Source organism: Streptomyces sp. NPDC048600 (assembly GCF_055587025.1).
Window position 1 is genome coordinate 14,160 of sequence record NZ_JBVJGZ010000012.1, and the last position, 26,001, is coordinate 40,160.

Here is a 26,001-nt window from a genome sequence, read left to right on the forward strand (position 1 = left end):
CCGCCTGGCCTGCGGTAACGGGACCGCACGGACGCTCGGACGCTGCGGACGCTGAGATACACCAACTCTCTAGAACGGCTACCGGCACCACTCCCACGCACCGCGCCAACGGACACGAGGAGCCACCAAGCCATGGCCACCCCCGAGCACACCGACCCGCGCGCCACCCTGCGCGGCGGCCTCCCCGACCGCTATCTCACGCCCGAAGACCTGGTCACCATGTTCAGCCTCCCGAGCGTCGAGACCGTCTACCAGTGGCGCCGCAAGCGCATCGGCCCGACCGGCTTCCGCGTCGGCCGCTACCTCCGGTTCAACCCCGCAGCCGTACAAGCGTGGGAGGCGGAACAGACTGCCCTCGACGACGCGGCCTGACCCCGTCGGCGCGGGGAGGCAGCCTCGGCCTGGCCGGGGAGGCGGGGAGTACTCCCCAACCACCTCCCCGGCCCGACTCCCCCCGCGCTGAGCAGCGCAGACAGTCATTTGGGGAGGCGGGGAGGCGCCGCCGGAATCGGCCTGAGAACCCCCTCTGCGTGCCCCTCCAACCCCCTGCCTCTGCCTCCCCACCGAACCCTCCCTCGGCCCGCGCGCGGCAGGGAGGAACGGCCCGCCGGCCGAGGGAGGCAGGGAGAACTCCCTAACCGCCTCCCTGCCCTGCCTCCCTCTGCCTGACCAGCACAGACACCCCGTCAGGGAGGCAGGGAGGCACGCCTGCGGCACCCCCGAAAACCCCCTCTGGAAGGCACCCGACACCACCTGTCTCTGCCTCCCTGAGTCATCACATCACCCCGCTGAAGGGAAGGAGTCAGCCGCGCATGGCTGGCCACATCCAAGACCGCTGGTTCAAGACCGAGACCACCGCCGACGGCAAGACCACCCGCGTCAAGAGCGACCGCCACGGAACCGGCCTGCGCTACCGGGCCCGCTACGTCGGCCCCGACGGCACCGAGAAGTCCAAGAGCTTCCGCGACGGACAGAAGCGGCTCGCCGAGAAGTGGCTGAGCGCGATCGAGACCGACATGACGCGCGGTCAGTACACCGACCCCAAGTCCGTACGGATCACGTTCCAGCAGTACGCCGAGAAGTGGTTGGACACCAAGACGTCCAGCCCGATGACCCGGAAGGAACTCGGCCGACGCCTGCGGCTGCACGTCTACCCGGTGCTGGGCACCCGGCCGGTCGGGACGTTCCGGCCCGAGCACATCCGGGAGCTCCTGGCAGCGCTCGAAGCGAAGCGCGGTGTGGGCCCCGCCTACACCCGGAACATCTTCGCGGACGTCCAGTCGGTTCTGTCGGCTGCGGTCGACGACTCGCTGCTGTCCCGCAACCCGTGCAGCGCGCGAACCGTGCGGCGGCCCAAGGCGGACGCTCATCCGGTGGTTCCGTGGGTGCCCGACCAGGTGTTCGCGGTTCGAGCGGCTCTGCTGGAGCGGTACCGGGCCATGGTCGACGTGGGTGCCGGGTGCGGCCTGCGGCAAGGGGAGGTGTTCGGCCTGGCCGAGGACGCCCTCAGCGCCGACGGGCGGACCCTCCATGTCGTCCGGCAGATCAAACACGTGGAAGGGCATCCGGTGTTCGATCTCCCGAAGGGCGGCAAGAAGCGGGACGTTCCGCTGCCTGGCTCCGTGGCGGAGGCGCTCCGGGCCCACGCGGACGTCTGCAAGCCCGTGGAGATCACGTTGCCCTGGAGCGTGCCTGAGGGGCCGAAGGTGTCCGCCCGGCTGATCTTCACGGCCGAACAAGAGGGCATCGTGTGGCGGAGCAACTTCAACGGCAAGGAGTGGAAGCCCGCTCTCGCCGCTGCGGGCCTGATCCCGGAGCCGGGCGACGGCGGCAAGTACGACTCGGCGCGCGAGCACGGGATGCACGCCCTGCGGCACTTCTACGCGTCCGCGCTGCTGGACGCCGGCGAGAACATCAAGGCCGTCAGCGAGTACATGGGGCACGCCGATCCGGGGCTGACGCTGCGGGTCTACGCCCACCTGATGCCGGACAGCCGCGAGCGTGCCCGGCGCGCCATCGATACCGTGTTCCAGCGCAGCTCTGCGGAAGATCACGGCCCACAGACGGCCCAGTGAGGGCCGGACGGCCCCTGAGCTGCGCTTCTACGCAGGTCAGGGGTCGTTGCCCCCTGAGAACCCTCTGAAGTTCCTCAACTCTGCTTTGGCGCGTACACGGGGCGGGCATCCCCGAGTCACGCAAGGAACGAGGCGCCCACGGGGGGCCGCTTCGGGGGAATCGGAAGGAGGGTGACGCCATGATTCTCGGCATCATCCTGGCGGTGGTCGCGGTCGTCGTGGTGGTGGGGATAGTCGCCTCCGTGAGCGAGAGCCGGCACCGCAACGACTTCCGGCGCACGACCACGAACCGTCGCCGCAGCGGGGGCGGCAGCAGTGGGTGGTGGGCCGGTGGCGGCGGGGCCGACAGCAGCTCGTGCGGCGGATCCTCGTCGTGCAGCAGCGGCTCGTCGTCGTGCGGGGGCGGGGGCTCGTCGTGCGGCGGGGGCGGCGGCGGATGCGGCGGAGGCAGCTGACACGGGGCAGCTGAGCTTCGAACGGGGGAACGCATCCGCGCCGAGCGCCCGCCGGGGGAACGACCCCGGCGGGCGCTGTCTTTTCAGGTTCCTGAACCGGGCCGTTCCGGGCCGTCCGGGCGCGCTCGGCAACCGTTCAGGCGTACGCCCTGCTTGAACAGTTGAGCTGTGGGGCCCTCTGAGGGATGGAAACCGCACGAACTTGGGTAAAAACGCTGTGGCGGGGCTGCGGTTCATGATTCCCTCTGAATCACCTGAGCGGCCCCCGGACGTCCCCCAGGACCCTCCCCGACCGGGCTGACGGGGCCGAACTCCCGGTGTGACGCCGAACTCCCGGTGCGACCGGGGCCGCCGGACCCACACACCGCCTTTCTTCTGCGTGCTAGCGGAGCCGATCCATGCTCACGACCCTGAAGACCTCCTACACCGACACGCGCGCGGCCGACCTCGCCTGGGCCCTCGGACGCGAACCGCTCCCCGCCCTGGCCACCCTCGACCTCGAACTGACCGGTGCGAAGCTCCAGTTGAGACTCCTCGGAGCGTCGCACCAGGTGCTGCTGGAGGAGGACCAGGTCACCTGTTCCGAAACGGTGGCGTGCATCCCCGGCAGCAGCACCCCCCTGCCGCTCGGCGTCGCCAAACGCGTCGGCGACTGGGAGTACGAGTTCGCCGCCCGCGTCGAGGTGCTCTCCCCGGGCTCCTTCGCCGGCCGGGCCTCCGAACTGCTGGCCCTGGTCTCCGACCATCCCAACGGCCTCGCGGGCGTCTTCCCGGGCAGCCCGCACGCCTTCACCGCCCTGCTGGCCCAGCGGCACGAGGGCCAGGTGCAGTGGCGCACCTGGCACGCGTACCCGCAGGACGGGCAGTTGGTGGCCACCCGCACCCGCGTGGGCGTACGGGAACCCGCCGCGGCCGCGTGACGCGAGCGGGCGGCGCGCCGGGCGCACGGTCGTGCGCCGCGGCGCACGCGGCCGTGCCCGGGTGCCCGCGCGGTGTCGAAACGTCCCTCGTACGCCCAACTCCCAGTTCCACACGTGTGGGTGACCAGGCGTGCCGGATGTGTGACGTAACGTCGCAGTCGTGATCGATCCGCACGCACCGGCGCCGCCCGGCGCCCCGCCTTCCTGGCGCCACCCCGCGCCGCTGCCCGTCCGGCAGGGCACCGGGCGCTTCCTGGTCCTCGCGTGCGTGTTCGTCTGCGCGGCCTGCGCTCTGGTCTACGAACTGGAACTCGTCGCCTTCGCCTCGTACCTGATCGGCGACTCGGTCACCCAGGCCTCCGTGGTGCTGTCCGTGATGGTCTTCGCGATGGGCGTCGGCTCGCTCGCCGCCAAACGGCTGCGGCCGCGCGCGGCCGTCGGCTTCTGCCTGATCGAGGCGATACTGGCGCTCGTCGGCGGATGCAGCGCGATGGCGCTGTACGCGATGTTCGCCTGGACCGGGAACTGGGGAGGGCTCTGGGCCGCCGGCCCGCGCACCCTGCTCGTCGCCTTCTCCCTCGCCACCGGCCTGCTCATCGGCGCCGAAGTCCCCCTGCTGATGGAGCTGATACAGCGCATCCGCCGCCAGGACGCGGGTGGCGCCGTCGCCGACCTGTTCGCCGCGGACTACGTCGGCGCCCTCGTCGGCGGCCTCGCCTTCCCCTTTCTGCTGCTGCCCTTCCTCGGCCAGCTGACCAGCGCCATGCTGACCGGCGCGGTGAACGTGGTCGTCGGCGGCGCCCTCGTCCTCGGCCTCTTCCGCGGCGACCTCACCCGCCGCTCCCGCTGGCTGCTGATCGTCATCAACGTCACCGTGCTCGGCGTCCTCGCCACCGCGGCCGTCCTCGTCGACGACTTCGAACGGGCCGCGCGGCAGGCGGTGTACGGCCGGGACGTGCGGGTCGCGCTCAAGTCCGGGGTGCAGGAGGTCGTCCTCACCGGCGGCACCCACGGCCGGCCCCTCGGCCTCTTCCTCGACGGCCGGCTGCGGGTCAGCGGCAGCGACGAACGCCGCTACCACGAGGCCCTCGTCCACCCCGCGATGAACGGCCCGCACGCGCGCGTGCTGATCCTCGGCGGCGGCGACGGCCTCGCCGCCCGCGAGGTGCTGCGCCGCCCCGGCGTCGTCCGCGTCGACATCGTCGAACTCGACGCGGCCGTCGTCCGCCTGGCCCGCCGCGACCCGGCTCTCGCCGCCCTCAACGGCCGTGTGTACGACGACCCGCGTGTCCACGTCAGCACCGCCGACGCCTTCGGCTGGCTGCGCGGGGCGCCCTCGTCGGCGTACGACGTGATCGTCTCGGATCTGCCCGACCCGGGCATCACGGCCAGCACCAAGCTGTACTCGCAGGAGTTCTACGGCCTGGCCCGCCGCGCCCTCGCGGACGGCGGCCGGCTGGTCGTGCACGCGGGCCCGGCCGCCACCCGGCCGGACGCCTTCTGGACGGTCGACGCGACGCTGCGCGCCGCGGGACTCGCCACCTCGCCCTACCGTGTCGACGGCCGCGCCGCCGGGTTCGCCGCGGGCCCGGACCGCACCGCCCGCGCCTCGCGCGCCCCGCGCGACTGGGGCTTCGTCCTCGCCGCCGCGGGCGGCCCGCCTGCCCTCGGCTCCGACGGCACCCCGGGCGCGCCCGGCCCCGCCGCGCTGGCAGAGGGCGCGCGGGCGGCGGAACGGACCCGGATCACGGACGCGCCGGTGTCCACCCTCGTCCACCCCAGGTACTAGGTCCTGTCGTCAAACTCCCGTCGTCGCCCGGCGGGGCAGGCGGGGGTTTGACGACAGGGCCTAGGGCCCCCACGGGCTGCGGGCCCGTCCCCGGCCAGGGCGACGCGAGCGAGTGACCCGGCCCCGTCGGGGAGGGTGTTTTCGGGCCCCGGCTGGGTAGGCTCGGCCGACATGGAGCATGAGGTGCGTGTGCCGGTCTCCGGCGAGCGGGTGCGGGCGGCCCTGGCCGACCCCGCGCGGGTGGCCCGGGCGCTCCCCGGGCTCCAGCAGGAGGCGGGCGCCGAGCCCGTCGCGGGCCGCCTCAAGGTCCGGATCGGCGGCACGACCATCACCTACCGCGGCACGGCCTCCGTGACCGCGCGCGAGGACGGCACGTACGCCGTCGAGGGCGAGGCGGTCGAGTCCCGCGGCACGGGTGCGGTGAAGTTCGCCCTGACCCTGAGCGTGCGGGACACCGAGGACGGCGCGGCCGTCGCCTTCAGCGGCACGGGCACCGTGGACGGCCGGGCGGCCGGCCTCCCGGACGACGTGGTCGCCACGGCGGTGACGCGGCTGCTGAACCGGTTCGCCGAGCAGCTCGACGGCGGGGAGCCGGCGGAAGCGTCCGAGGCGGGGCCCGAGGAAGGGCCCGCGGCCGGGGAGCCCTCCGGGGCCGGGGCCGAGGGCGCCACCGAGGACACGGAGTCCGCGGCCGAGGTGTCCGCGTCCGTGTTCGAGACCGAGGTCCCGGCGTCCTCCCTGGACCCGCTCGCCGACGACGTCGAGGAACCGGACGGGCCGCCCGCCGAGGCCGCCCACGCCCGCCGCACGATGATCGGCCGCAGCGCGGAGGAGGTCGACCACGCCCCGCCGCGCGGGCGTTACGCGCCGGTCCCGGCGCCCCAGACCATCGCCCAGGGCTCCGCCCTGCGCTGGGCCGCCCCCGCGGCGGCCCTGGTGGTGGCCACCGTGATCGTGGCGGGCAGGGCGCTGCGCCACCGCCGCCGCTTCTAGGACTCGTCGGGGCCGTGGTCCCGCCGGCCCCCTGGGGTTCTGCGGAACCTCCGTACCGGTCCGATACGGCCCCCGGGGGGCCCACAATCGGCCACCGTCGCCCACCTGGGAGATCGCCGAAGTAGGGTCACCTCGTGAGTAACGACGAGATCACGCTGACCGCGGGCGAAGCGGAAGTGACGGTGACCCCCGCCGGCGGCGGCCGAGTGAGCGGCCTGCGCGTCGACGGCGTCCAACTGCTGAGGCAGGGCGAGCGCTACGGCTGCTTCCCGATGGTCCCCTGGTGCGGCCGCACCCGCGAGGGCCGGTTCCTCAACGGCGGGGTCGAGCACCGCCTGCCGCTCAACGCCCCGCCGCACGCCATCCACGGCACCGCCCGGGACGGCGCCTGGTCCGTCGCCCGTGTCACGGCGGACGAGGCCGTCATCACCTACGACCTGACCGACCCCTGGCCCTACACCGGCCGCGTCACCCAGGCCGTCGCCCTCGCGCCCGGCTCCCTGACCCTCACCATGTCCGTGGAGACGTACGACTCGTCCTTCCCGGCGCAGATCGGCTGGCACCCCTGGTTCAACCGGACCCTGAACGGCACCGACGCCGACCTCGCCTTCGACGCCGCCTGGCAGGAGGAACGCGGCGACGACCACCTGCCCACCGGCCATCGCGTCGACCCCAAGTCCGGCCCCTGGGACGACTGTTTCGGCATGCCCGACGGCGTCGACGTCACCCTCACCTGGCCGGGGCTGCTGGAGCTGAAGGTGACCAGCCCCGAGCAGTGGGTGGTCGTCTACGACGAGCAGGAGGCCGCCGTGTGCGTGGAGCCGCAGACCGGCCCACCCAACGGCCTCAACACCCTCCCGCGCCTGGTCACGCCCCTGGAGCCGCTGGAGGCCACGACCACCTGGAGCTGGCGGCGGCTCTAAGCTGGTCGGCATGACGGATGCTCGTGGCGCACTGCTGGCGCAGATCAAGGACAAGGCCGTGGTGCACGGCAAAGTGACGCTCTCCTCGGGTCTGGAGGCCGACTACTACGTCGACCTGCGCCGCGTGACCCTCGACGGCGAGGCCGCCCCGCTGGTCGGCCAGGTGCTGCTCGACCTCACGGCCGAGCTCGACTTCGACGCGGTCGGCGGTCTCACCATGGGGGCCGACCCGGTCGCCGCCGCGATGCTGCACGCCGCCGCCGCCCGCGGCCGCCGCCTGGACGCCTTCGTCGTCCGCAAGGCCGCCAAGGCGCACGGCCTCCAGCGCCGTGTCGAGGGCCCGGACATCAAGGGCCGCCGGGTGCTCGTCGTCGAGGACACCTCCACCACCGGCGGCTCCCCGCTGACGGCCGTCGAGGCCGTGCGCGAGGCCGGCGCGGAGGTCGTGGCCGTGGCGACCATCGTCGACCGGGCCACCGGTGCCGCCGAGAAGATCCAGGCCGGGGCGGGTGTGCCGTACCTGTTCGCCTTCTCCAAGGACGAGCTCGGGCTGGACTGATCGCGCTACCGATCAGTAGCGACCGCCCCTCGGACCACGCCTGGACCTACCGGCCGAGTCTGGAAAGATGTGGGCCGACGATGACGTCGCCCCCACCCCATGGTCTAGGTCAGGGCCGTAAGCACCCTTAACGCCCACCCGCACATACAAGGAGCGGACAGATGCCCATCGCAACCCCCGAGGTCTACAACGAGATGCTCGACCGGGCGAAGGCAGGCAAGTTCGCCTACCCGGCCATCAACGTCACCTCCAGCCAGACCCTGAACGCGGCTCTGCGCGGCTTCGCCGAGGCGGAGAGCGACGGCATCATCCAGATCTCGACGGGCGGCGCCGAGTTCCTGGGCGGTCAGTACAGCAAGGACATGGTCACCGGCGCGGTGGCCCTCGCCGAGTACGCGCACATCCTCGCGGAGAAGTACCCGGTCACGGTCGCCCTGCACACCGACCACTGCCCGAAGGACAAGCTCGACGGCTACGTCCGTCCGCTGCTCGCCGTCTCCGAGGAGCGCGTCAAGGCCGGCCGCAACCCGCTGTTCCAGTCCCACATGTGGGACGGCTCCGCGGAGACCCTCGCCGACAACCTGTCCATCGCGCAGGAGCTGCTCGAGCGCGCCGTCGCCGCGAAGATCATCCTCGAGGTGGAGATCACCCCCACCGGTGGCGAGGAGGACGGCGTCACCCACGAGATCAACGACGAGCTGTACACCACCGTCGACGACGCCATCCGCACCGTCGAGGCCCTCGGCCTGGGCGAGAAGGGCCGCTACCTGCTCGCCGCGTCCTTCGGCAACGTCCACGGCGTCTACAAGCCGGGCAACGTCGTCCTCCGCCCCGAGCTGCTGAAGGAGCTGAACGACGGCGTCGCCGCCAAGTACGGCAAGGCCGCCCCGTTCGACTTCGTCTTCCACGGCGGCTCCGGCTCCACCGAGCAGGAGATCGCGACCGCGCTGGAGAACGGCGTCGTGAAGATGAACATCGACACGGACACCCAGTACGCGTTCACCCGTCCCGTCGCCGCGCACATGTTCCAGAACTACGACGGCGTCCTGAAGGTCGACGGCGAGGTCGGCGACAAGAAGACCTACGACCCGCGGACCTGGGGCAAGCTGGCCGAGGCTTCGATGGCCGAGCGGGTCGTGCAGGCCTGTGCGAACCTGCGGTCCTCCGGTACGAAGATCAAGTAAGGGGAGCGGGGTCTCCGTGTGAGGCCCCTCGCCCTTGCTGTGCGGTGGCCTCTGTGTGAGGTCCCCTCGCTCGTGCTGTGCGGCGAGCCCGGTGCCCTTGGTGGGTGCCGGGCTCGTCGGCGTTCTCGGGTGGGGTGGTGCGGTGGTGGGGTGGGCGGCATTTCGGCTTCCGGCTTCCGGCTTTCGGCTTCCGGGTTTCGGGTTTCGGGTTTTCGGCTTCCGGCTTTTCGTCGTGGCCGCGCCTCTCTTCCAGCGGTCGCTCGTTCTTCCGGGGCCGCTGTTTACTGAAGTCATGCCCGATGTCCGGCTGGTCTCGTCGCAGGGCCGTTGGATCCTGCTCACCACCGTGCTCGGCTCCAGCATGGCGCTGCTGGACTCGACCGTCGTCAACGTCGCCCTCCCGGCCATCGGCCGCGACCTGGACGCCGACCTCGCCGTCCTCCAGTGGACCGTCAACGCGTACATGGTCACGCTGGCCGGGCTGATCCTGCTCGGCGGCTCCCTGGGCGACCGCTACGGCCGCCGGAAGATCTTCGTGATCGGTGTCGTGTGGTTCGCCGTGGCGTCCCTGCTGTGCGGGCTCGCGCCCGACGCGGGGGTGCTCATCGTGGCCCGCGCGCTGCAGGGGGTCGGCGGCGCGCTGCTCACTCCCGGGTCCCTCGCGCTGATCCAGGCGTCCTTCCATCCCGACGACCGGGCCCGGGCGGTCGGTCTGTGGTCCGGGTTCGGCGGCATCGGTGCGGCCGTCGGGCCGTTCCTGGGCGGCTGGCTGGTGGACGGGCCGGGCTGGCGGTGGGTGTTCCTGCTGAACGTCCCGCTGGCCCTGCTGTGCGTGCCGGTGGCCCTGCGGCACGTCCCCGAGTCCGGCGACGGCCGCAAGCACGGGCGCTTCGACGTGCTGGGCGCCCTGCTGGGGGCGGCGTCGCTCGCGCTCGTGACGTACGCGCTGATCGAGGCGCAGGTCGGGGGCGTGACGGTGGTGCTCACGGCGGTGGGGGGTGTCGCGGCCGGGGTGGCGTTCGTGTACGTGGAGCGGCGCCGGGCCGATCCGATGATGCCGCTGGACATCTTCGCCTCGCGGCAGTTCACGGCGGTCAACGTGGTCACACTGTGTGTGTACGCGGCGTTCGGCGGGTTCTTCTTCCTGTCGGTGCTCCAGCTCCAGGTGGTGTCGGGGTACAGCGCGCTGGAGGCGGGGACGGCGCTGCTGCCCACGACGGTGCTGATGCTGCTGTTCTCGGCGCGAGCGGGGGAGTTGGGGGAGAAGATCGGGCCCCGGATTCCGCTGACGGTGGGACCGTTGCTGTGTGCGGCGGGGATGCTGCTGATGCTGCGGGTCGGGGAGGACGCGGACTATGTGACGGATGTGCTGCCCGCGCTGCTGGTGCTGGGGCTGGGCATGGTCGCGCTGGTGGCGCCGCTGACCGCGACCGTGCTGGCGTCGGTGGACGTGGCCCGGGCGGGGCTGGCCAGTGGGATCAACAACGCGGCGGCGCGGGCGGCGGGGCTGGTGGCGGTGGCGGCGCTGCCGTTGCTGGCGGACATGGGGCCGGAGGCGTATCGCTCGGCCGAGGCGTTCGACGCGGCGTTCCGGCGGGCTATGCCGTGGTGTGCGGGGGTGCTGGTGGTGGGGGCGGTGGTGGCCTTCGCGACCGTGCGGCGGCCGGATCCCGGCTGCCGTCGCCCCGAATGCCGTCGCTTCGCCGCGGTGTCGTCACCGCCGCTGGAGGGCGAGCCGGTTCGCCGTCGGTTGTCGTGACGGTGCCTGCGGCGGCCTGCTCGCGTCCGGTGGGGGTTGCGGTAGCGCGGTCGGTTCGGGGGTGGTGCGGGGCCGGGCCGGGGGGTATCCGTCCTCGGTCCGCCGGGCTGGTTCCCTACGGGGGTTCTGCTGCTCGACGGCGGCCGCTGCGGGCGGACACCCCCCGCCCCGTCCCCTTGCCGCCGTACGCGACTTCCCGTCGCCCGTCGCCCGTCGCCCGTCGCCTGTCGTCTGTCGCCCGTCGCCTCGGGCTGCGCGCCGCCGCCGCGGGCATGCGTGCCGCTCGGGGCGGCACGGGTGGGCGCGGCGGCACCTCGCCGACGCCGAGTTGCGCACCGCCCCCGCCTCAGCAACCGCCGGGCGGTACGTCGCTGACGTCGAGCTGCGAGACGACCCTGCCCCGGCCACGACGCCGAGCTGCCCTCCGTACACCCACCACGCGCGCTCACCGCCGTGGATGTACCAGACTGGAAGTCATGACGATTCACGAGAACCTCCTCGGCGGCCCGCCCCCGACGCAGCTGCCCGACGACCCCGAGCCCCGGGAAATGCTGGCCGCAGGCACCCCCGCGGCGGAAGTCGCCGCCAAGTACCCCACCTCCTCCCTCGCCTGGGCCCGCCTCGCGGACGAGGCGTACGAGCGGGGCAGCGTCGTGGAGTCGTACGCCTACGCCCGCACCGGCTACCACCGCGGCCTGGACGCCCTGCGCCGCAACGGCTGGAAGGGGCACGGCCCGGTCCCCTGGGAGCACGAGCCGAACCGCGGCTTCCTGCGCGCCCTGCACGGCCTCGCCCGCGCGGCGGGGTCGATCGGCGAGCAGGAGGAGTACGAGCGCTGCTCGCAGTTCCTGAAGGACTCCTCCCCGACGGCGGCCCAGACCCTGGGCTAGCCGTCCCGCGGGCCCGCCCGAATGTTCGGGCGGGCCTTGCGCGAAAAGGGTGGGATTGCGGAGGATGCCGGTGGGGACCGGGGCCCCCGTGCCGGAATCGGCAGGGGCGGACCGCTACCCGGAGTACAAACAGGAGACAGCGATGTCCCAAGAGGCTCATGAGGCCCACGAGCCCGAGACTCCGCATCTCGACTTCGAAGGCACGACGCCGTACGAGGACTACGTCAAGGCGGACGTGCTCACCCACCTCCAGCACACCCTCTCCGACGACCCCGGCGAGATGGTCTTCCTGGTCACCACCCAGGTGATGGAGCTGTGGTTCACGGTCATCGTGCACGAGTGGGAGACCGCCGCACGCGCCCTGCGCGGCGACGACGTCCCCACCGCGCGGGCCGCCCTGAAGCGGTCGGTGCGTGAGCTGGAGGCGCTGAACGCCTCCTGGAAGCCGCTCGGCCAGCTCACCCCGGCCCAGTTCAACGCCTACCGCGGCGCCCTGGGCGAGGGCTCCGGGTTCCAGTCGGCGATGTACCGCCGCATGGAGTTCCTGCTCGGTGAGAAGTCCGCGTCGATGCTGGTCCCGCACCGCGGCGCCCCCCGTGTCCACGCGGAGCTGGAGAAGGCCCTGCACGAGCCGAGCCTGTACGACGAGGTGCTGCGCCTGCTCGCCCGGCGCGGCCACGCGATACCGGCGTCCGTGCTGACGCGTGACGTCGCGCTGCGCTACGAGCCGACCGACGAGGTCGAGGCCGTGTGGACCGCTGTCTACGCCGGTGACCAGGACGACGAGGTCGCCCGCCTCGGCGAGGCCCTGACGGACGTCGGTGAACTGGTCTGGCGCTGGCGCAACGACCACCTCGTCGCCACCCGGCGTGCCATGGGCTCCAAGGCCGGCACCGGCGGTTCGGCCGGGGTCGCCTGGCTGGAGAAGCGGGCCCGTAAGAACGTCTTCCCCGAGCTGTGGACGGCGAGGTCCCATGTCTGAGCTGAGGGAGAGGGCCGAGAAGGCGGATGCCGTCGACGAACTCGCCGCCAAGCGCGGTGAGTTCGTGCTCGATGATGTCGTCTATCTCGACGGCAACTCGCTGGGTGCCCTGCCCGTCGCCGTCCCGGGACGGGTCGAGGACGTGGTGCGCCGGCAGTGGGGCGAGCTGCGTATCCGCTCCTGGGACGAGAGCGGCTGGTGGACCGCGCCCGAGCGGATCGGCGACCTGATCGCCCCGCTGGTGGGTGCCGGGGCCGGGCAGATCGTGGTCGGCGACTCCACGAGCGTCAATGTCTTCAAGGCGCTGGTCGCCGCCGTGCGGATGGCCGGGGAGGGGCGTGACGAGATCCTGGTCGACGCCACCACCTTCCCGACCGACGGCTACATCGCCGAGTCCGCCGCCCGGATGACCGGCCGCACCCTGCGGCCCGTGACCCCGGCCGAGGTGCCGTCCGCGCTCGGCGACCGTACGGCCGCGGTGCTGCTGAACCACGTCGACTACCGCACCGGCCGGCTGCACGACCTGCCCGCGCTCACCGCGGCCGTGCGTGCCGCGGGCGCGCTGTCGGTCTGGGACCTCTGCCACAGCGCGGGCGCCCTGCCCGTCGGGCTGGACGAGCACGGCGTCGACCTCGCCGTCGGCTGCACCTACAAGTACCTGAACGGCGGGCCCGGTTCACCGGCGTACCTGTATGTACGGCGTGGACTCCAGGACCGTTTCGACTCCCCGCTGCCCGGCTGGAACTCCCACGCGGAGCCCTTCGGCATGCGGGCGGCGTACGAACCCGCCTCGGGTTCCCCGCGCGGCCGCGTCGGTACGCCGGACATCCTGTCGATGCTGGCCCTGGAAGCCGCGCTGGAGGTGTGGGACGGCGTGTCGGTCGACGCCGTCCGCGCCAAGTCCCTCGCGCTGACGGACTTCTTCCTGGAGTGCGTCGCCGAGTACGTGCCGGCGGGGCGGGTCGAGTGCCTCACCCCGGTGGCCCACGCGGAGCGCGGCAGCCAGGTCGCCCTGCGCTGCGACGACGCCGGTGACGTCATGCGCCGGCTCGTCGAGCGCGGTGTCGTGGGCGACTTCCGCGCGCCGGACGTCCTGCGGTTCGGGTTCACGCCGCTGTACGTGGGATTCGCGGACGTCGAGCGGGCCGCCCGGGTGCTGGGGGAGGTTCTCGCCGGACCTTCGTCCTGATCCCGGTCGTCGTGCGGGGCCGGTCCCGGTGACGGGTCCGGCCCCGTCCTACCAGGCCAGTTGGGCGATCTCCTCGACCACCACCGCGCACGCGTCCGCCGCCGGGTCGATCAGCGGGAAGTGGCCCACCTCCTCCAGCAGGGTCAGGCCCACCACCTCGCCCGCCCTGGCCGCCGCGTCCGCGTAGGACTCGGCGACGGCCTGCGGGACGACGTCGTCGGCCCGGCCCTGGACGAGCGTGGTGGCGATGCCGGTGGGCAGCAGGAACGCGGGGTCGGCGTACGGCAGCCGCTCCGCGAACCGCTGCTCCCCGCCGAGGAGTTGGAGTGAGGCGTTGCCGCAGACGTCGAGCTTCTCGGCGACGGTGAAGTCGGCGATCGGGGCGAGGGCGACGACTCCGCGCAGCGTGGCGGGGCCGCCGGTGCGCCAGGGCGCGTCGGCGGGCAGGACGTGCCGGGCCGCCGCCCAGAGGGCGAGGTGGCCGCCGGCGGAGTGGCCGGTGATCACCGTGCGGCGCGGGTCGGCCTGCGGCAGCGCCTCGTGGGCGAGGGCGGGCAGCGCGTCCAGCGCGGCGGCGATGTCGTCGAAGGTGTCCGGCCAGCGGCCCGCGACGGGCGTGCCGCCGGCCTGCGGCTCCGCGGGCCCGCGGCGGTACTCCACGCTCGCCACCGCGAAGCCCCGGCGGGCCAGGAAGTCCGCGAACGGGCTGATGTGCGCGCGGTCGTACGGTGCCCGCCACGCGCCGCCGTGCAGGACGACGACCAGGGGCGCCGTGCCGGGCGGGCACTCGTCGCGCGGCGCGTAGAAGTCGATCACCTGGTCGGGGTGGCCGCCGTACGCGGCGGTGACGTCGGGGTCGACGGGCGGGTGCGAGAAGGCCGACTCCTCCTCGGCGGCGGCCCGTTCTGCTGCGGCGTCGTCCGGCATGCTCCAACCTCTCAGCGGCGATACGGAATTGGCGGACCAGGTGAGAGCGGCCGGGTGTGTGATCCGGCCGTTGGCGGGGACGGTATCAGGCCGGTGACGTGCGCGGACACGGGGATGTCACGCACGGTGAGGGGAAAACGGTTCTGCCTGCCGGACGTCCGCCGAAGAGCCCGTAGTACCTGAGAGGGACGCCGGAGTACCCGCCTCACTGGTGACGACGGCGGCCGGGGGCCGGGCCTACCGTTCTGTACGTGACCGAGACGACCCACACGGGCGGCGGCGGGACGCGGCCGACCGCGCCGGAGAACCCGTACCAGCCCTACAAGCCGCGCAGCCCCGAGTTCCGGGCGGCGATGGCGGCGCTGCGCGGAATGCGGCAGGACCTGACGCACGACGCCTTCGCCTACCGTCCGCTGCCCGCCCTCTCACCGGACGGCCTGCGGATCGGCAAGCTGCCGCCGCGCCTTCGCCGGTACGCGGTGTGGACACCGCACGCTCTGGTGGCGGTGCTGGCGTGGATCACGCTGACCTCCGGGATCACGACGGGCCGGGACGTGGGCGATCCGCCCGCGGTCGTGGCGGCCCTGATCCCCGCGGCGGCGGTGCTGCTGACCCTGGTCCGGCCGGTCGGCGCGTTCTGGGTGTCGCTGGTCTCGACGCCGGTGCTCGGGGTGATCGGCGACACCTGGGACGGCTGGCCCTGGCAGCCGGCCAGCTTCACCGCGCACCTGTTCGTGCTGACGATCGTCGCGATACGCACGCGGCCGCGCGCCGCCGCCTGGATGTGGCTGCTGACCGCGGGGTACGCCCTGGCGGCCGACGTCACTCGGCAGACGTACTACGACTCCGACACCACGGCCATGCTGTTCCTGTCGGCGGTCTCGTTGCTGCTGGTGACGCTGCTGCATGTGCGGCGCGAGGCCGCGCAGGAGGTGACGGCCCAGCAGACGGTGACCGAGCAGGAGCGTTCCCGGCGGACCCTGCTGGAGGAGCGCACCACCATCGCCCGCGAGCTGCACGACGTGGTGGCCCATCACATGTCGGTCGTCGCCATCCAGGCCGAGGCCGCCCCCTACCGGGTGCAGAACCCGCCCCCGGAGCTGGAGCGCGCGTTCGTCACGATCCGGGAGAACGCGGTCGCCGCCCTCACCGAGCTGCGCCGGGTGCTGGGTGTCGTCCGCGCCGAGGACTACGAGGCCCCGGACGCCCCGCAGCCCACCCTGGCGGACCTCGACGCCCTGCTGGCCAACGTCCGTGACGCGGGCCTGGACGTGGAGAAGCTGGTCACCGGCGCGGCCCGCGAACTCCCGCAGGGTGTGGAGCTGTCGGCGTACCGGATCGTGCAGGAGGCGCTGAGCAACGTCCTGCGGCACGCGCCGGGCGCGACCGCCCGGGTGGAGATCGGCTATGTGCTCGGCGGTCTGGGTCTGCGCGTGGTCAACGGCCCGCCGCCCGCGCCGGGGCTGGTGAAGCCCTCGCCGGGCGCCGGGCACGGCATCACCGGTATGCGTGAGCGGGTCACCATGCTGAACGGCGAGATGACCTCGGCGGCCACCCCCGAGGGCGGCTACGAGGTGACGGTGTTCCTGCCGGTCGCGGCGGCGAGCGGGGCCGGGGCATGACCATCCGGGTACTGATCGCCGACGACCAGATGATGGTGCGGGAGGGCTTCTCCGTCCTGCTCAACGCGATGCCGGGCATCGAGGTCGTGGGGGAGGCGGTCAACGGCCGCGAGGCGGTGGCCAAGGTCCGTGAACTCGCCCCGGACGTCGTCCTGATGGACATCCGCATGCCCGAGCTGAACGGCATCGAGGCGACCCGGGAGATCGTGGCGGCGGACGGTTCCGCGAGGGTGCTGGTGCTGACCACGTTCGACCTGGACGAGTATGTGTACCAGGCGCTGCGGGCCGGGGCGTCGGGCTTTCTGCTGAAGGACGCCTCGGCGCGCCAACTGGCCGACGGGGTGCGGGTGGTGGCCGAGGGCGAGGCCCTGCTGGCCCCTTCGGTGACCAAGCGGCTGATCAGCGAGTTCGCGAAGATGTCGGACACCCCGCGCCGGGCGGCGCAGACGGCGGGCGCCGCCTACGGCGAGCTGACCGAGCGGGAGACCGAGGTGCTGGTGCTGATCGCCCAGGGGCTGTCCAACGCCGAGATCGCGGAGCGGCTGGTGGTCGCCGAGTCGACGATCAAGACGCATGTGAGCCGGATCCTGGTGAAGCTGGGGCTCAGGGACCGGACGCAGGCGGCGGTGTTCGCGTACGAGGCGCGGCTGGTCGTGCCGGGGTGAGCCGGGGGCCGGGCCGCCGCCCCGGTCATGTGTGGATCGCCAGGGGGACGACCCCCAGGGTCAGCACCAGCCCGAGCAGGGCGAAGAAGCCGGAGAGCACCGGGAGCACCAGCATGGTCCCCCGCCCGACGAGCAGGTCACGGGCGCTGCCGTTGAGGGGGTCGGCGGGGTCGTAGACGACCTCGACCCGGTCCCCGCGGTATCCGGCCGGGGTGTACGCGAACCTGTTGCCGTTCAGGTCTGCGAAGTCGTAGATGTGCATCCCGTCGATGTAGCCCCCGTACTGCGCGACGACCGTGACGCCGTGCTTGGGCAGCCGCCACATCCGGTGGCCGAAGGGCAGTGTGACCACCGCCGCGTGGGCCAGCAGTCCGGTGGTGAGGCCGAGCATCCACACCACGACCGAGGCCACGGGATCGCCGGCGAGGGTGACGGTCACGGTCTCCGCGCAGAGCATGAGCAGCAGCGCCGCCCAGACCAGCCGGACCGTCCGCCGCTTCCTGGCCTTCCAGCTCCCGGAGTCCGGGGTGCGCACGGTGACCAGCGCGGACCCGTCCGGGGCCGGCTCGGCGACTGTGGCCAGGGCCGCGTTGACGGCCGCGACGAAGGCGGTGGCGGCGGCGTCGCCGACGTCCTTGACCCGATGGGCGACCGGCTTCCCGCCCGGCGACCTCAGCTGGACCTCGACCACCCGCCGCGCACCGTGGACCCGGGCGACGGCCGCCAGGGGTATCTCGATCTCCTCGTCGCGCCGGCGCAGGATCAGGGCCGAGCCCTCGAAGGCCAGTGAGGTGTTCCCGCGGCCCCGCAGCACGGGGACGGACGGTGGCGTGATCGGCATGGCGTGATCGTAGAGGCGTGTGTGGATCTTGGGGAGGGTGTTTTCCCGCGGGCGGTGCGAACGGCGGGGCGTCCGGCGCGAGCCCCCTGGTCAGGGAGCGGACGGGCGGGTTACCGTCCGGGCATGTCAGGCCGTACTGATCTCGCGTTCGACCCCTGGGACCCGGCGTTTCTCGCGGACCCGTACCCCGCCTACGCCCAGCTTCGGGACAAGGGCCGGGTTCTGTACTTCGAGCCCACCGGGCAGTGGCTGGTGCCGCACCACGCGGACGTGTCGGCGCTGCTGCGGGACAGACGGCTGGGGCGGACGTACCAGCACCGGTTCACGCACGAGGAGTTCGGGCGGACCGCGCCCGACCCGGCGCACGAGCCGTTCCACACGCTGAACGACCACGGGATGCTCGACCTGGAGCCGCCGGACCACACCAGGATCCGGCGGCTGGTGTCGAAGGCGTTCACGCCGCGGACGGTGGAGCGGCTGAAGCCGTACGTCGAGCGGCTGGCGGGTGAGCTGGTGGACCGGCTCGTCGCCGCCGGGGGCGGGGATCTGCTCGCGGACGTGGCCGAGCCGCTGCCGGTGGCCGTGATCGCGGAGATGCTGGGGGTGCCGGAGGCGGACCGTGCGCCGCTTCGGCCCTGGTCGGCGGACATCTGCGGGATGTACGAGCTGAACCCCTCCGAGGACGCGGCCACCCGCGCGGTACGGGCGTCCGTCGAGTTCTCGGAGTATCTGCGGGAGTTGATCGCCGAGCGCCGCAAGGAGCCCGGCGACGATCTGATCTCCGGTCTGATCGCGGCCCACGACGAGGGCGACCGGCTCACCGAGCAGGAGATGATCTCGACCTGCGTCCTGCTGCTGAACGCCGGTCACGAGGCCACCGTGAACGCCACGGTGAACGGCTGGTACGCGCTGTTCCGCAACCCCGGCCAGCTCGCCGCGCTGCGCGCCGACCACACCCTGGTGCCCGCCGCGATCGAGGAGCTGATGCGGTACGACACCCCGCTCCAGCTGTTCGAGCGCTGGGTGCTGGACGAGGTCGAGATCGACGGGACGGTCGTCCCGCGCGGTGCGGAACTCGCCCTGCTCTTCGGCTCGGCCAACCACGACCCGGCCGTGTTCGCCGACCCGGAGCGCCTCGATCTCACCCGCGCCGAGAACCCGCACATCTCCTTCAGCGCCGGCATCCACTACTGCATCGGCGCCCCGCTGGCGCGGCTGGAGCTCGCCGCCTCCATGACGGCCCTGCTGGAGCGCGCCCCGGCACTGCGGCTCGCCGAGGAGCCCCGGCGCAAGCCGAACTTCGTGATCCGGGGGCTGGAGGGACTCGCGGTCGAGGTGCAGTGAGGCGCGCGCGGCACCCCGGCCGCGGTCCGGGACCCGCTCAGCCGCTGAGCAGGTCCCGTCGCCGGAGCCCCGCCAGGCCCGCGCCCACCAGCGCCGCGGCGAGCAGCGTCAGGGCCGTCACCGGCGCCCAGTCCATCTCGCCGCCCGGCAGCTTGGGCAGATGGCCGAAGGGCGAGAGATCCAGGACGAGCCCGGGGACGTCCAGGGCCGGGCCCACCCAGCCGATCAGGAGGACCGCCCCGGCCACCGCCCAGGCGGCCGTGGCCGTGCGGGGGAGTACGCCGTACAGCAGGACCGCCAGGCCGCCGACCGTCCAGACGGCGGGGAGCTGGACCAGACAGGCCGCCAGGATCGGGCCCGCCTGCCTGCCGTAGCCCACGGTGAGGCCGAGGCCGGCCAGGAGCATGATCAGGGCGCTGCCGCCGAAGGCGATCAGCAGATGGCCCGACGCCCAGCGGATCCGGCCGACGGGGGCGGCCAGCAGGGGTTCCGCCCGTCCCGAGGTCTCCTCGCCGTGCAGGCGCAGCACGGACGACACCACGAACAGCGTGGCGACCAGACCGAAGAAGCCCGCCATGGAGGCCAGGAAGGCCTCCGTCAGGGCCGACTGGCCGCCCATGCGCCGGAAGATCTCGCGGGCCCGCTCGTTGTCGCCGACCAGGTCGGCCGCGCCCTCGGTCATGGCGCCGTAGACGACCCCGGCGACCAGGAACGCGCCGCTCCAGCCGAGCAGGGCGCCCCGCTGGAGGCGCAGGGCGAGGGCGCCGGCGGTGCCCAGGCGGCCGGTGGCCGGGCCGGGCCGGGTGGCGAGGAAGCTCATGCCGACGTCGCGGCGGCCGGCGAGTTCGTAGGCGATCGCGGCCTGCACCAGGATCGCCGCCGCGAACAGCGCCAGGACCCACCAGCGTTCGTCCGCGTAGGGCCGCAGGTTCTCCAGCCACCCCAGCGGGGACAGCCAGGTCAGGGGCGAGGAGCCGTCGTCCGTCGCCGCGTCGCCCGCCGCGCGCAGCACGAACGCGGCTCCGAGGACCGCCGCCGTCAGCCCGCGCGCGAGCCGCGCGCTCTCGGTGAGCTGCGCGGCGATCGCCGCCGTCGTCGCGAACAGCAGGCCGACTCCCGCGATGCCCAGCCCGAAGGCCAGGGCCCCGGTGCCGCCCTGCGGGAACAGTCCCACGGTGATCAGCGCGGCCAGGCCGGCGGCGGCGACGGCGGCCGTGAGCAGGGCCGCGGTCAGCGGGGCCCGGCGGCCGACCATCGCCGAGGAGATCAGCTCCTGACGGCCGCTCTCCTCCTCGTCGCGGGTGTGGCGTACGACGAGCAGCAGGCTCAGCACGGCCGCGAGGGCACCGGCGTAGACACCCACGCGCCAGACGGTCAGGGCGCCGTACGAGTCGCCGAGGACCGGGCCGGTCATCGCGCGCAGCGAGGAGTTGGCCGCCATCTGCTGGAGGAGGTTCGCGCGTTCCTCCGGGGTGCCGTACAGGCTCCTGATCGTGTTCGGCATGGACAGGACCATCAGGGCGTTCACGCCGGTCCAGACCGGGATCATCACGCGGTCGCGGCGCAGGGCGAAGCGCAGCAGCGCGCCCGTCCCGGCCAGCGGGCGGGAGCCGCGCGGGCGGGCGGCGAAGACGGCGGCGGTCATCGGGCCGCCTCGCCCAGGTCGTCCTGGTAGTGACGCAGGAACAGTTCCTCCAGGGTCGGCGGCTTCGAGGTCAGCGACCGCACCCCGGACTCGCCGAGCGACCGCAGGACGGCGTCCAGCTTGTCGGTGTCGACCTGGAGGCGGACACGGTGGCCCTGGACGTCGAGGTCGTGGACGCCGGGGAGGCGGGACAGGCCGTTGGGCGGGCCGGCGAGCTCGGCCGAGACGCTGGTGCGGGTCAGATGGCGCAGGTCGGCGAGGGAGCCGGTCTCGACGGTGCGGCCCTTGCGGATGATGCTGACGCGGTCGCAGAGCTCCTCCACCTCGCTGAGGATGTGCGAGGAGAGCAGGACGGTGCGGCCGCGCTCGCGCTCCTCGGCGACGCAGCGCTGGAAGACCTCCTCCATCAGCGGGTCCAGGCCCGAGGTGGGCTCGTCCAGGATCAGCAGGTCCACGTCCGAGGCGAACGCGGCGACCAGGGCGACCTTCTGACGGTTGCCCTTGGAGTAGGTGCGGCCCTTCTTCGTCGGGTCCAGCTCGAAGCGGTCGGTCAGCTCGTCCCGGCGGGCGCGGTTCAGGCCGCCCCGCAGCCGGCCGTAGAGGTCGATGACCTCGCCGCCGGAGAGGTTGCGCCACAGGGTGACGTCGCCGGGTACGTAGGCGAGGTGCCGGTGCAGCTCCACCGCGTCGGCCCAGGGGTCGCGGCCGAGGACCTGGGCGGCGCCCGCGTCGGGGTGCAGCAGGCCCAGCAGGACGCGGATCGTGGTGGACTTCCCCGAGCCGTTCGGGCCGAGGAAGCCGTGCACCTCTCCGGCTTCGACCTCCAGGTCCAGGCCGTCGAGGGCGTGGGTGCCGCCGAAGGACTTGTGCAGTCCGGAGACGGTGATGGCCTTCGTCATGTTCCGAACGTACGCTTTCTTCAGAAGTTTGTGAAGTTAAGGAAGAGTGTGAAGCGTGGGTAGGGTGGTCGTATGACGGAGCCTGTGGAGGTGGAGCGGGACGCCGAGGCCGTGTCTCGGTTCGTGGAGTCCTTCGCCGCGCGGCTGGTGGAGGCGGGGATGCCGCGGATGCCGGCGCGGGTGTTCGGGGCGCTGCTCGCCTCCGACGAGGGGGTGCTGACCTCCGCCGAGCTGGGGGAGCGGCTGCGGATCAGTCCGGCGGCGGTGTCGGGGGCCGTGCGGTACCTGGCGCAGGTGCACATGGTGTCGCGGGAGCGCGAGCCGGGGTCGCGGCGCGAGCGGTACCGGGTGCACGCCGATCAGTGGTACGAGGCGCTGACCAACCGGGAGGCCGTGCTGAAGCGGTGGGAGGAGGCGCTTCGGGACGGGGTGGTGAGTCTCGGGCCGGGGACTCCCGCGGGGCGGCGGCTGGGGGAGACCCTGGAGTTCTTCGAGTTCATCGAGGTGGAGATCGCGGCGATGATGGAGCGGTGGCGGGAACACCGGGACCGGACGTTCGGGAAGTAGCCGCCGCCGACCGCCGCCGACCGCCGCCGACCGCCGCCGACCGCCGCCGACCGCCGTCGGCGGCTGTCCCTGTGCCGGTGTGCGGGTCAGCCCGGGAGCATCAGGCCCAGCGCTCCCTCTCTGAGGGTCCAGGTGCGGCGGCGGACCGGGCCGGAGACCGTCGCGTCGGCGCGGTAGCGGAAGTCGGCGCCGGAGACGGTGATCTGGCGGCCCGTCGCGCGCAGGGGCACGGCTTCCGCGCCCACCAAGACCGGATGAATCTCCACGGCGGCCGACCCGACGGGACCCGGCGCCACGGCGACCTCCCGCACCGGCTGGTCCAGGTCCACCAGGGTCACCCCGTCGACCTCGACCCGCAGCCGCGCCGGACCCGCCGCGGGCGGCGCGACGGCGGGCTCGCGGGACGGCCGGGTGGCCCCCAGCGCCCGCACCAGCGACCGGGCCGACCGCAGCCACGGCACACCGCTCTCCGCGCCCTCCGGCGCTCCCGCACCCGCGCCCACCGCGTGGACCGGCGGGATCCGCAGCCCCCCGAGGACCACCCCGTCGCTGTCGTCGACCAGGACGTCCAGCCGCCGTTCCATCCCGTCCAGCGCGGCCCGCGCGGCGGCCACCGCCCCGGTCGGCACGCCCAGCGAACCGGCCAGCGTCAGCATCGCCCCGACCGGGACCACCGACAGCACGCAGTCGGTCAGCTCCCGCCGCCGGTGCAGCAGGGACACCGCGCGGACCAGGGCGCTGTCGTCACCGACGACGACCGGGCGGCGCGAGCCGCGGCGCGCCAGGGCACGGGCGAACTCGTCCGGCCCGTCCGGGAGGCACACCTTGGTCGCCGCACCCGCGCTGAGCACGTCTTTCGCGATCCGTACGGACTCTCCGTCCATCCTCCGGGCGACCGGATCGATCACCACCAGCAGCTGATCGGACGTCGCGAAAGTCGCCACCTCGGCCATGCCTCGCTTCCTCGGGTAGCATCTTTGTGCAAGAGCCCCTTGCGCTATTGCGCCAGGGGCTTCGTCTATTCCGGGGCATCCGGTCCGACGGGTTGCGGCCGACGAAGGTCGCCGGGGTACGAGGCACAGCCGTGTCGCGTACGCCCCTGACCTTGGACATGCCCCGCCCGGAAGGGGTGTACGCGCGTGCCCGCACTTGTGCTGCTCGGTGCTCAGTGGGGTGACGAGGGTAAAGGCAAGGCAACCGACCTGCTCGGCGGATCCGTCGACTATGTGGTCCGTTACCAGGGCGGCAACAATGCCGGCCACACGGTCGTCGTGGGCGACCAGAAGTATGCCCTTCACCTTCTCCCCTCCGGCATCCTCTCGCCGGGGTGCACCCCGGTCATCGGCAACGGCGTCGTCGTCGACCCGTCGGTCCTGCTTTCCGAGCTGAGCGGGCTCAACGAGCGTGGCGTCGACACGTCCAAGCTCCTCATCAGCGGCAACGCGCACATCATCACGCCTTACAACGTCACCGTCGACAAGGTGACGGAACGCTTCCTCGGAAAGCGGAAGATCGGCACCACCGGGCGCGGCATCGGCCCGACCTACGCCGACAAGATCAACCGGGTCGGCATCCGGGTCCAGGACCTCTACGACGAGTCGATCCTGACCCAGAAGGTCGAGGCGGCGCTCGACGGCAAGAACCAGCTCCTGACCAAGCTGTACAACCGGCGCGCGATCGCCGTCGACCAGGTCGTCGAGGAGCTGCTCGGTTACGCGGAGAAGCTCGCTCCGTACGTCACCGACACGGTCCTGGTCCTCAACCAGGCGCTGGACGACGACAAGGTCGTCCTGTTCGAGGGCGGCCAGGGCACGCTGCTGGACATCGACCACGGCACGTACCCCTTCGTCACCTCCAGCAACCCGACCGCGGGCGGCGCCTGCACGGGCGCGGGCGTGGGCCCGACGAAGATCAGCCGGGTCATCGGCATCCTGAAGGCGTACACCACCCGCGTCGGCGCCGGTCCGTTCCCGACCGAGCTGTTCGACGAGGACGGCGAGGCGCTGCGCCGGATCGGCGGCGAGCGGGGTGTCACCACCGGCCGTGACCGCCGCTGCGGCTGGTTCGACGCGGTGATCGCCCGCTACGCGACCCGGGTCAACGGCCTGACGGACTTCTTCCTCACCAAGCTCGACGTCCTCACCGGCTGGGAGCAGATCCCGGTCTGTGTGGCCTACGAGATCGACGGCAAGCGCGTCGAGGAACTGCCCTACTCGCAGTCCGACTTCCACCACGCGAAGCCGGTCTACGAGACCCTGCCGGGCTGGTCCGAGGACATCACCAAGGCCAAGTCGTTCTCCGACCTGCCGAAGAACGCCCAGAACTACGTCAAGGCGCTGGAGGAGATGTCCGGCGCCCCGATCTCCGCGATCGGCGTGGGCCCGGGCCGCGACGAGACGATCGAGATCAACTCGTTCCTGTAGGCCGGGACACGGCCGCGGACCTCTGGTGCCGCGGCCCTCTCGGGCCGATGCACGTGCGGGCGCTCCCGGCAAGCGGGGGCGCCCGTTCCGTGTTCCAATCGGGTCATGCCCCTCCGTGAGGCGCCGTGCCAGGGCCCGTACGGCGGAGAGGTCCGGGGCACCGACTGCGGCGAGCGGGCCCGCTTCGAGGTCCTCCGCCACCGGCGCCCCGCGCTGCACGTGTGCCCCGTCCACCTCGGCCCGGCCCTGCTGCTGGCCGACGGGGTGCTGTGGCCGCCGGAGATCCGGCTCATCGGGTGAACCTCGCGCACCGGGCATAGGGTGAAATTGCGGAGGGGTGATCGAAAACGGAGAGGTGGCTGCCATGCGTATGCTCTTCAAGGCCTCGATGGACACCGAGAAGTCGAACGAGCTCATCCGCAACGGGAAGATCGAGGGCCTGCTCAAGGCGCATCTGGAGAAGATCCGGCCCGAGGCGGCCTACTTCGGCGTGGAGGGCGGCAAGCGGACCTGCTACCTCGTCTTCGACATCCAGGACAGCTCGGACATGCCGAAGCTGGCCGAGCCGTTCTTCATGGAACTGGGCGCGGAGGTGCAGTACACCCCCGTGATGAACGTCGAGGACCTCCGAAAGGGCCTGGCCCAGCTCGGCTGACGGCGCGGCTCAGCTGAAGACGATCATCGAACCCTGGGCGAGGCTACGGGTCGCCGCGGCGTGCAGGCCCAGCCAGACGTGCCGTTCGCGGGCGAAGGGGCTCGGGTCGTACGGCGCGGGGATCGCCGGTTCCTCCAAGCCGGTGGGGTTGCCCGGGGGTTGGGGCGTTGCCGGGGGGTTGGCCGGGTCGATGCCGATGGCCGGGGCGATCATCTCCAGCTCGCGCAGCAGGGCCTGGGAGGAGCCGAGCGGGCCACCGCCGGCCAGCATGTCCTCGTCGGAGAGCGGGTGGGGGAAGTCGACGGGGATGTACGCGCCCGCGTGGTCGTAGTGCCACACCAGGTGCGACTGCTGGGCCGTCGTCTCGAACATCTCCAGCAACTGCTCGTAGTCGCCGCCCAGTTCGTCCACGGGCGTGACCGGCAGTCCGCACATCTGGAGCAGATAGACGCGGCGCAGGAAATGCAGCGCGTCGTAGTCGAAGCCGGCCACCGGGGCGACGTCGCCGGACAGCCCGGGCATGTACTGGTACACCGGCACCGGTGGGTGCCCGGCCTCGGCCAGCACCCGGTTGTACTGCGCGAGTTCGTCGGCGAACGGGTTGTCCGGGGTGTGGCACAACACGTCGACGAGAGGTACCAGCCACAGGTCACAGGCCAAAGAAGGCTCCTCGCTCGGAACGGTGTACGGGGTGC

The 26,001-nt window shown here is 72.7% G+C and carries 25 protein-coding genes; 19 read left to right on the forward strand and 6 right to left on the reverse strand.

What is annotated here, in order from left to right; genetic code table 11:
- Positions 1 to 132 precede the first annotated feature (132 nt).
- The 12 genes from ACZ6SQ_RS17890 to kynU all read left to right on the forward strand — a co-directional run bounded on the left by ACZ6SQ_RS17890 (position 133) and on the right by kynU (position 13,718).
- Complete coding sequence (locus ACZ6SQ_RS17890; RefSeq protein ID WP_469562707.1) at positions 133 to 372, forward strand: helix-turn-helix transcriptional regulator; 240 nt, start codon at positions 133 to 135, stop codon at positions 370 to 372.
- A gap of 440 nt (positions 373 to 812) precedes the next feature.
- A complete protein-coding gene (locus ACZ6SQ_RS17895; protein WP_469562709.1) occupies positions 813 to 2,075 on the forward strand; it encodes a tyrosine-type recombinase/integrase in 1,263 nt (420 codons plus the stop codon).
- Between the two features lie 853 nt (positions 2,076 to 2,928).
- Positions 2,929 to 3,450 carry a DUF2617 family protein gene (locus ACZ6SQ_RS17900; RefSeq protein WP_469562711.1) on the forward strand — a complete coding sequence of 174 codons (522 nt, stop codon included), beginning with the start codon at positions 2,929 to 2,931 and terminating at the stop codon, positions 3,448 to 3,450.
- 160 nt (positions 3,451 to 3,610) lie between these two features.
- A complete protein-coding gene (locus ACZ6SQ_RS17905) occupies positions 3,611 to 5,239 on the forward strand; it encodes a polyamine aminopropyltransferase (protein ID WP_469562713.1) in 1,629 nt (542 codons plus the stop codon).
- A 171-nt stretch (positions 5,240 to 5,410) separates the two neighbouring features.
- The gene (locus tag ACZ6SQ_RS17910) at positions 5,411 to 6,232 is read left to right on the forward strand and encodes an SRPBCC domain-containing protein (RefSeq protein ID WP_469562715.1); all 822 of its coding nucleotides are present in this window, start codon (positions 5,411 to 5,413) and stop codon (positions 6,230 to 6,232) included.
- 134 nt (positions 6,233 to 6,366) lie between these two features.
- Positions 6,367 to 7,155 (forward strand): aldose epimerase family protein, encoded by a 789-nt coding sequence (locus ACZ6SQ_RS17915; protein ID WP_469562718.1) that lies wholly within the window; start codon positions 6,367 to 6,369, stop codon positions 7,153 to 7,155.
- 10 nt (positions 7,156 to 7,165) lie between these two features.
- Entirely contained in the window at positions 7,166 to 7,714 is a 549-nt protein-coding gene (pyrE, locus tag ACZ6SQ_RS17920) for an orotate phosphoribosyltransferase (RefSeq protein WP_386386153.1), read from the forward strand.
- Positions 7,715 to 7,875: 161 nt separating this feature from the next.
- Complete coding sequence (fbaA, locus tag ACZ6SQ_RS17925) at positions 7,876 to 8,898, forward strand: class II fructose-bisphosphate aldolase (RefSeq protein ID WP_386386151.1); 1,023 nt, start codon at positions 7,876 to 7,878, stop codon at positions 8,896 to 8,898.
- A 292-nt stretch (positions 8,899 to 9,190) separates the two neighbouring features.
- Positions 9,191 to 10,657, forward strand: coding sequence for an MFS transporter (locus ACZ6SQ_RS17930; protein ID WP_469562723.1), 1,467 nt, complete (start codon positions 9,191 to 9,193; stop codon positions 10,655 to 10,657).
- A gap of 476 nt (positions 10,658 to 11,133) precedes the next feature.
- A complete protein-coding gene (locus tag ACZ6SQ_RS17935) occupies positions 11,134 to 11,547 on the forward strand; it encodes a DUF3151 domain-containing protein (protein ID WP_469562726.1) in 414 nt (137 codons plus the stop codon).
- 142 nt (positions 11,548 to 11,689) lie between these two features.
- A complete protein-coding gene (locus ACZ6SQ_RS17940) occupies positions 11,690 to 12,529 on the forward strand; it encodes a tryptophan 2,3-dioxygenase family protein (RefSeq protein WP_389330283.1) in 840 nt (279 codons plus the stop codon).
- The gene (gene kynU, locus ACZ6SQ_RS17945) at positions 12,522 to 13,718 is read left to right on the forward strand and encodes a kynureninase (RefSeq protein ID WP_469562728.1); all 1,197 of its coding nucleotides are present in this window, start codon (positions 12,522 to 12,524) and stop codon (positions 13,716 to 13,718) included. Before ACZ6SQ_RS17940 ends, kynU begins: the two co-directional genes overlap by 8 nt.
- A gap of 48 nt (positions 13,719 to 13,766) precedes the next feature.
- On the opposite strand, the gene ACZ6SQ_RS17950 is transcribed toward kynU, so the two are convergent.
- Positions 13,767 to 14,645: an alpha/beta hydrolase gene (locus tag ACZ6SQ_RS17950; RefSeq protein WP_469562732.1), complete on the reverse strand. Its 879-nt coding sequence runs from the start codon at positions 14,643 to 14,645 to the stop codon at positions 13,767 to 13,769.
- Positions 14,646 to 14,896: 251 nt separating this feature from the next.
- On the opposite strand from ACZ6SQ_RS17950, the gene ACZ6SQ_RS17955 reads away from it, so the two are divergent.
- Positions 14,897 to 16,267, forward strand: a complete 1,371-nt coding sequence (locus tag ACZ6SQ_RS17955) for a sensor histidine kinase (RefSeq protein WP_469562734.1) — start codon at positions 14,897 to 14,899, stop codon at positions 16,265 to 16,267.
- Complete coding sequence (locus tag ACZ6SQ_RS17960; protein WP_469562737.1) at positions 16,264 to 16,932, forward strand: response regulator; 669 nt, start codon at positions 16,264 to 16,266, stop codon at positions 16,930 to 16,932. Before ACZ6SQ_RS17955 ends, ACZ6SQ_RS17960 begins: the two co-directional genes overlap by 4 nt.
- Before the next feature lie 25 nt (positions 16,933 to 16,957).
- Here ACZ6SQ_RS17960 and ACZ6SQ_RS17965 read toward each other — a convergent pair whose 3' ends face one another.
- Positions 16,958 to 17,773, reverse strand: a complete 816-nt coding sequence (locus ACZ6SQ_RS17965; protein WP_469562740.1) for a hypothetical protein — start codon at positions 17,771 to 17,773, stop codon at positions 16,958 to 16,960.
- A gap of 123 nt (positions 17,774 to 17,896) precedes the next feature.
- On the opposite strand from ACZ6SQ_RS17965, the gene ACZ6SQ_RS17970 reads away from it, so the two are divergent.
- Positions 17,897 to 19,117, forward strand: coding sequence for a cytochrome P450 (locus ACZ6SQ_RS17970; protein ID WP_469562743.1), 1,221 nt, complete (start codon positions 17,897 to 17,899; stop codon positions 19,115 to 19,117).
- Between the two features lie 37 nt (positions 19,118 to 19,154).
- Here ACZ6SQ_RS17970 and ACZ6SQ_RS17975 read toward each other — a convergent pair whose 3' ends face one another.
- The gene (locus tag ACZ6SQ_RS17975) at positions 19,155 to 20,762 is read right to left on the reverse strand and encodes an ABC transporter permease (protein WP_469562746.1); all 1,608 of its coding nucleotides are present in this window, start codon (positions 20,760 to 20,762) and stop codon (positions 19,155 to 19,157) included.
- Positions 20,759 to 21,661 (reverse strand): ABC transporter ATP-binding protein, encoded by a 903-nt coding sequence (locus ACZ6SQ_RS17980; RefSeq protein WP_469562749.1) that lies wholly within the window; start codon positions 21,659 to 21,661, stop codon positions 20,759 to 20,761. Before ACZ6SQ_RS17980 ends, ACZ6SQ_RS17975 begins: the two co-directional genes overlap by 4 nt.
- Positions 21,662 to 21,733: 72 nt before the next feature.
- On the opposite strand from ACZ6SQ_RS17980, the gene ACZ6SQ_RS17985 reads away from it, so the two are divergent.
- The gene (locus ACZ6SQ_RS17985) at positions 21,734 to 22,228 is read left to right on the forward strand and encodes a GbsR/MarR family transcriptional regulator (protein ID WP_469562752.1); all 495 of its coding nucleotides are present in this window, start codon (positions 21,734 to 21,736) and stop codon (positions 22,226 to 22,228) included.
- A gap of 86 nt (positions 22,229 to 22,314) precedes the next feature.
- On the opposite strand, the gene ACZ6SQ_RS17990 is transcribed toward ACZ6SQ_RS17985, so the two are convergent.
- A complete protein-coding gene (locus ACZ6SQ_RS17990; RefSeq protein ID WP_469562755.1) occupies positions 22,315 to 23,181 on the reverse strand; it encodes a diacylglycerol kinase family protein in 867 nt (288 codons plus the stop codon).
- Positions 23,182 to 23,367: 186 nt separating this feature from the next.
- Here ACZ6SQ_RS17990 and ACZ6SQ_RS17995 point away from each other — a divergent pair, with 186 nt between their 5' ends.
- The 3 genes from ACZ6SQ_RS17995 (at position 23,368) to ACZ6SQ_RS18005 (ending at position 25,306) form a co-directional block, all read left to right on the forward strand.
- Positions 23,368 to 24,651 carry an adenylosuccinate synthase gene (locus ACZ6SQ_RS17995; protein WP_469562758.1) on the forward strand — a complete coding sequence of 428 codons (1,284 nt, stop codon included), beginning with the start codon at positions 23,368 to 23,370 and terminating at the stop codon, positions 24,649 to 24,651.
- A 105-nt stretch (positions 24,652 to 24,756) separates the two neighbouring features.
- Entirely contained in the window at positions 24,757 to 24,951 is a 195-nt protein-coding gene (locus ACZ6SQ_RS18000; protein WP_469562761.1) for a hypothetical protein, read from the forward strand.
- Between the two features lie 64 nt (positions 24,952 to 25,015).
- Entirely contained in the window at positions 25,016 to 25,306 is a 291-nt protein-coding gene (locus ACZ6SQ_RS18005) for a DUF3303 family protein (RefSeq protein ID WP_469562764.1), read from the forward strand.
- A gap of 9 nt (positions 25,307 to 25,315) precedes the next feature.
- Here the strand turns inward: ACZ6SQ_RS18005 and ACZ6SQ_RS18010 are convergent, their stop codons facing one another.
- Positions 25,316 to 25,966 carry a phospholipase D-like domain-containing protein gene (locus ACZ6SQ_RS18010; RefSeq protein ID WP_469562767.1) on the reverse strand — a complete coding sequence of 217 codons (651 nt, stop codon included), beginning with the start codon at positions 25,964 to 25,966 and terminating at the stop codon, positions 25,316 to 25,318.
- Positions 25,967 to 26,001 lie beyond the last annotated feature (35 nt).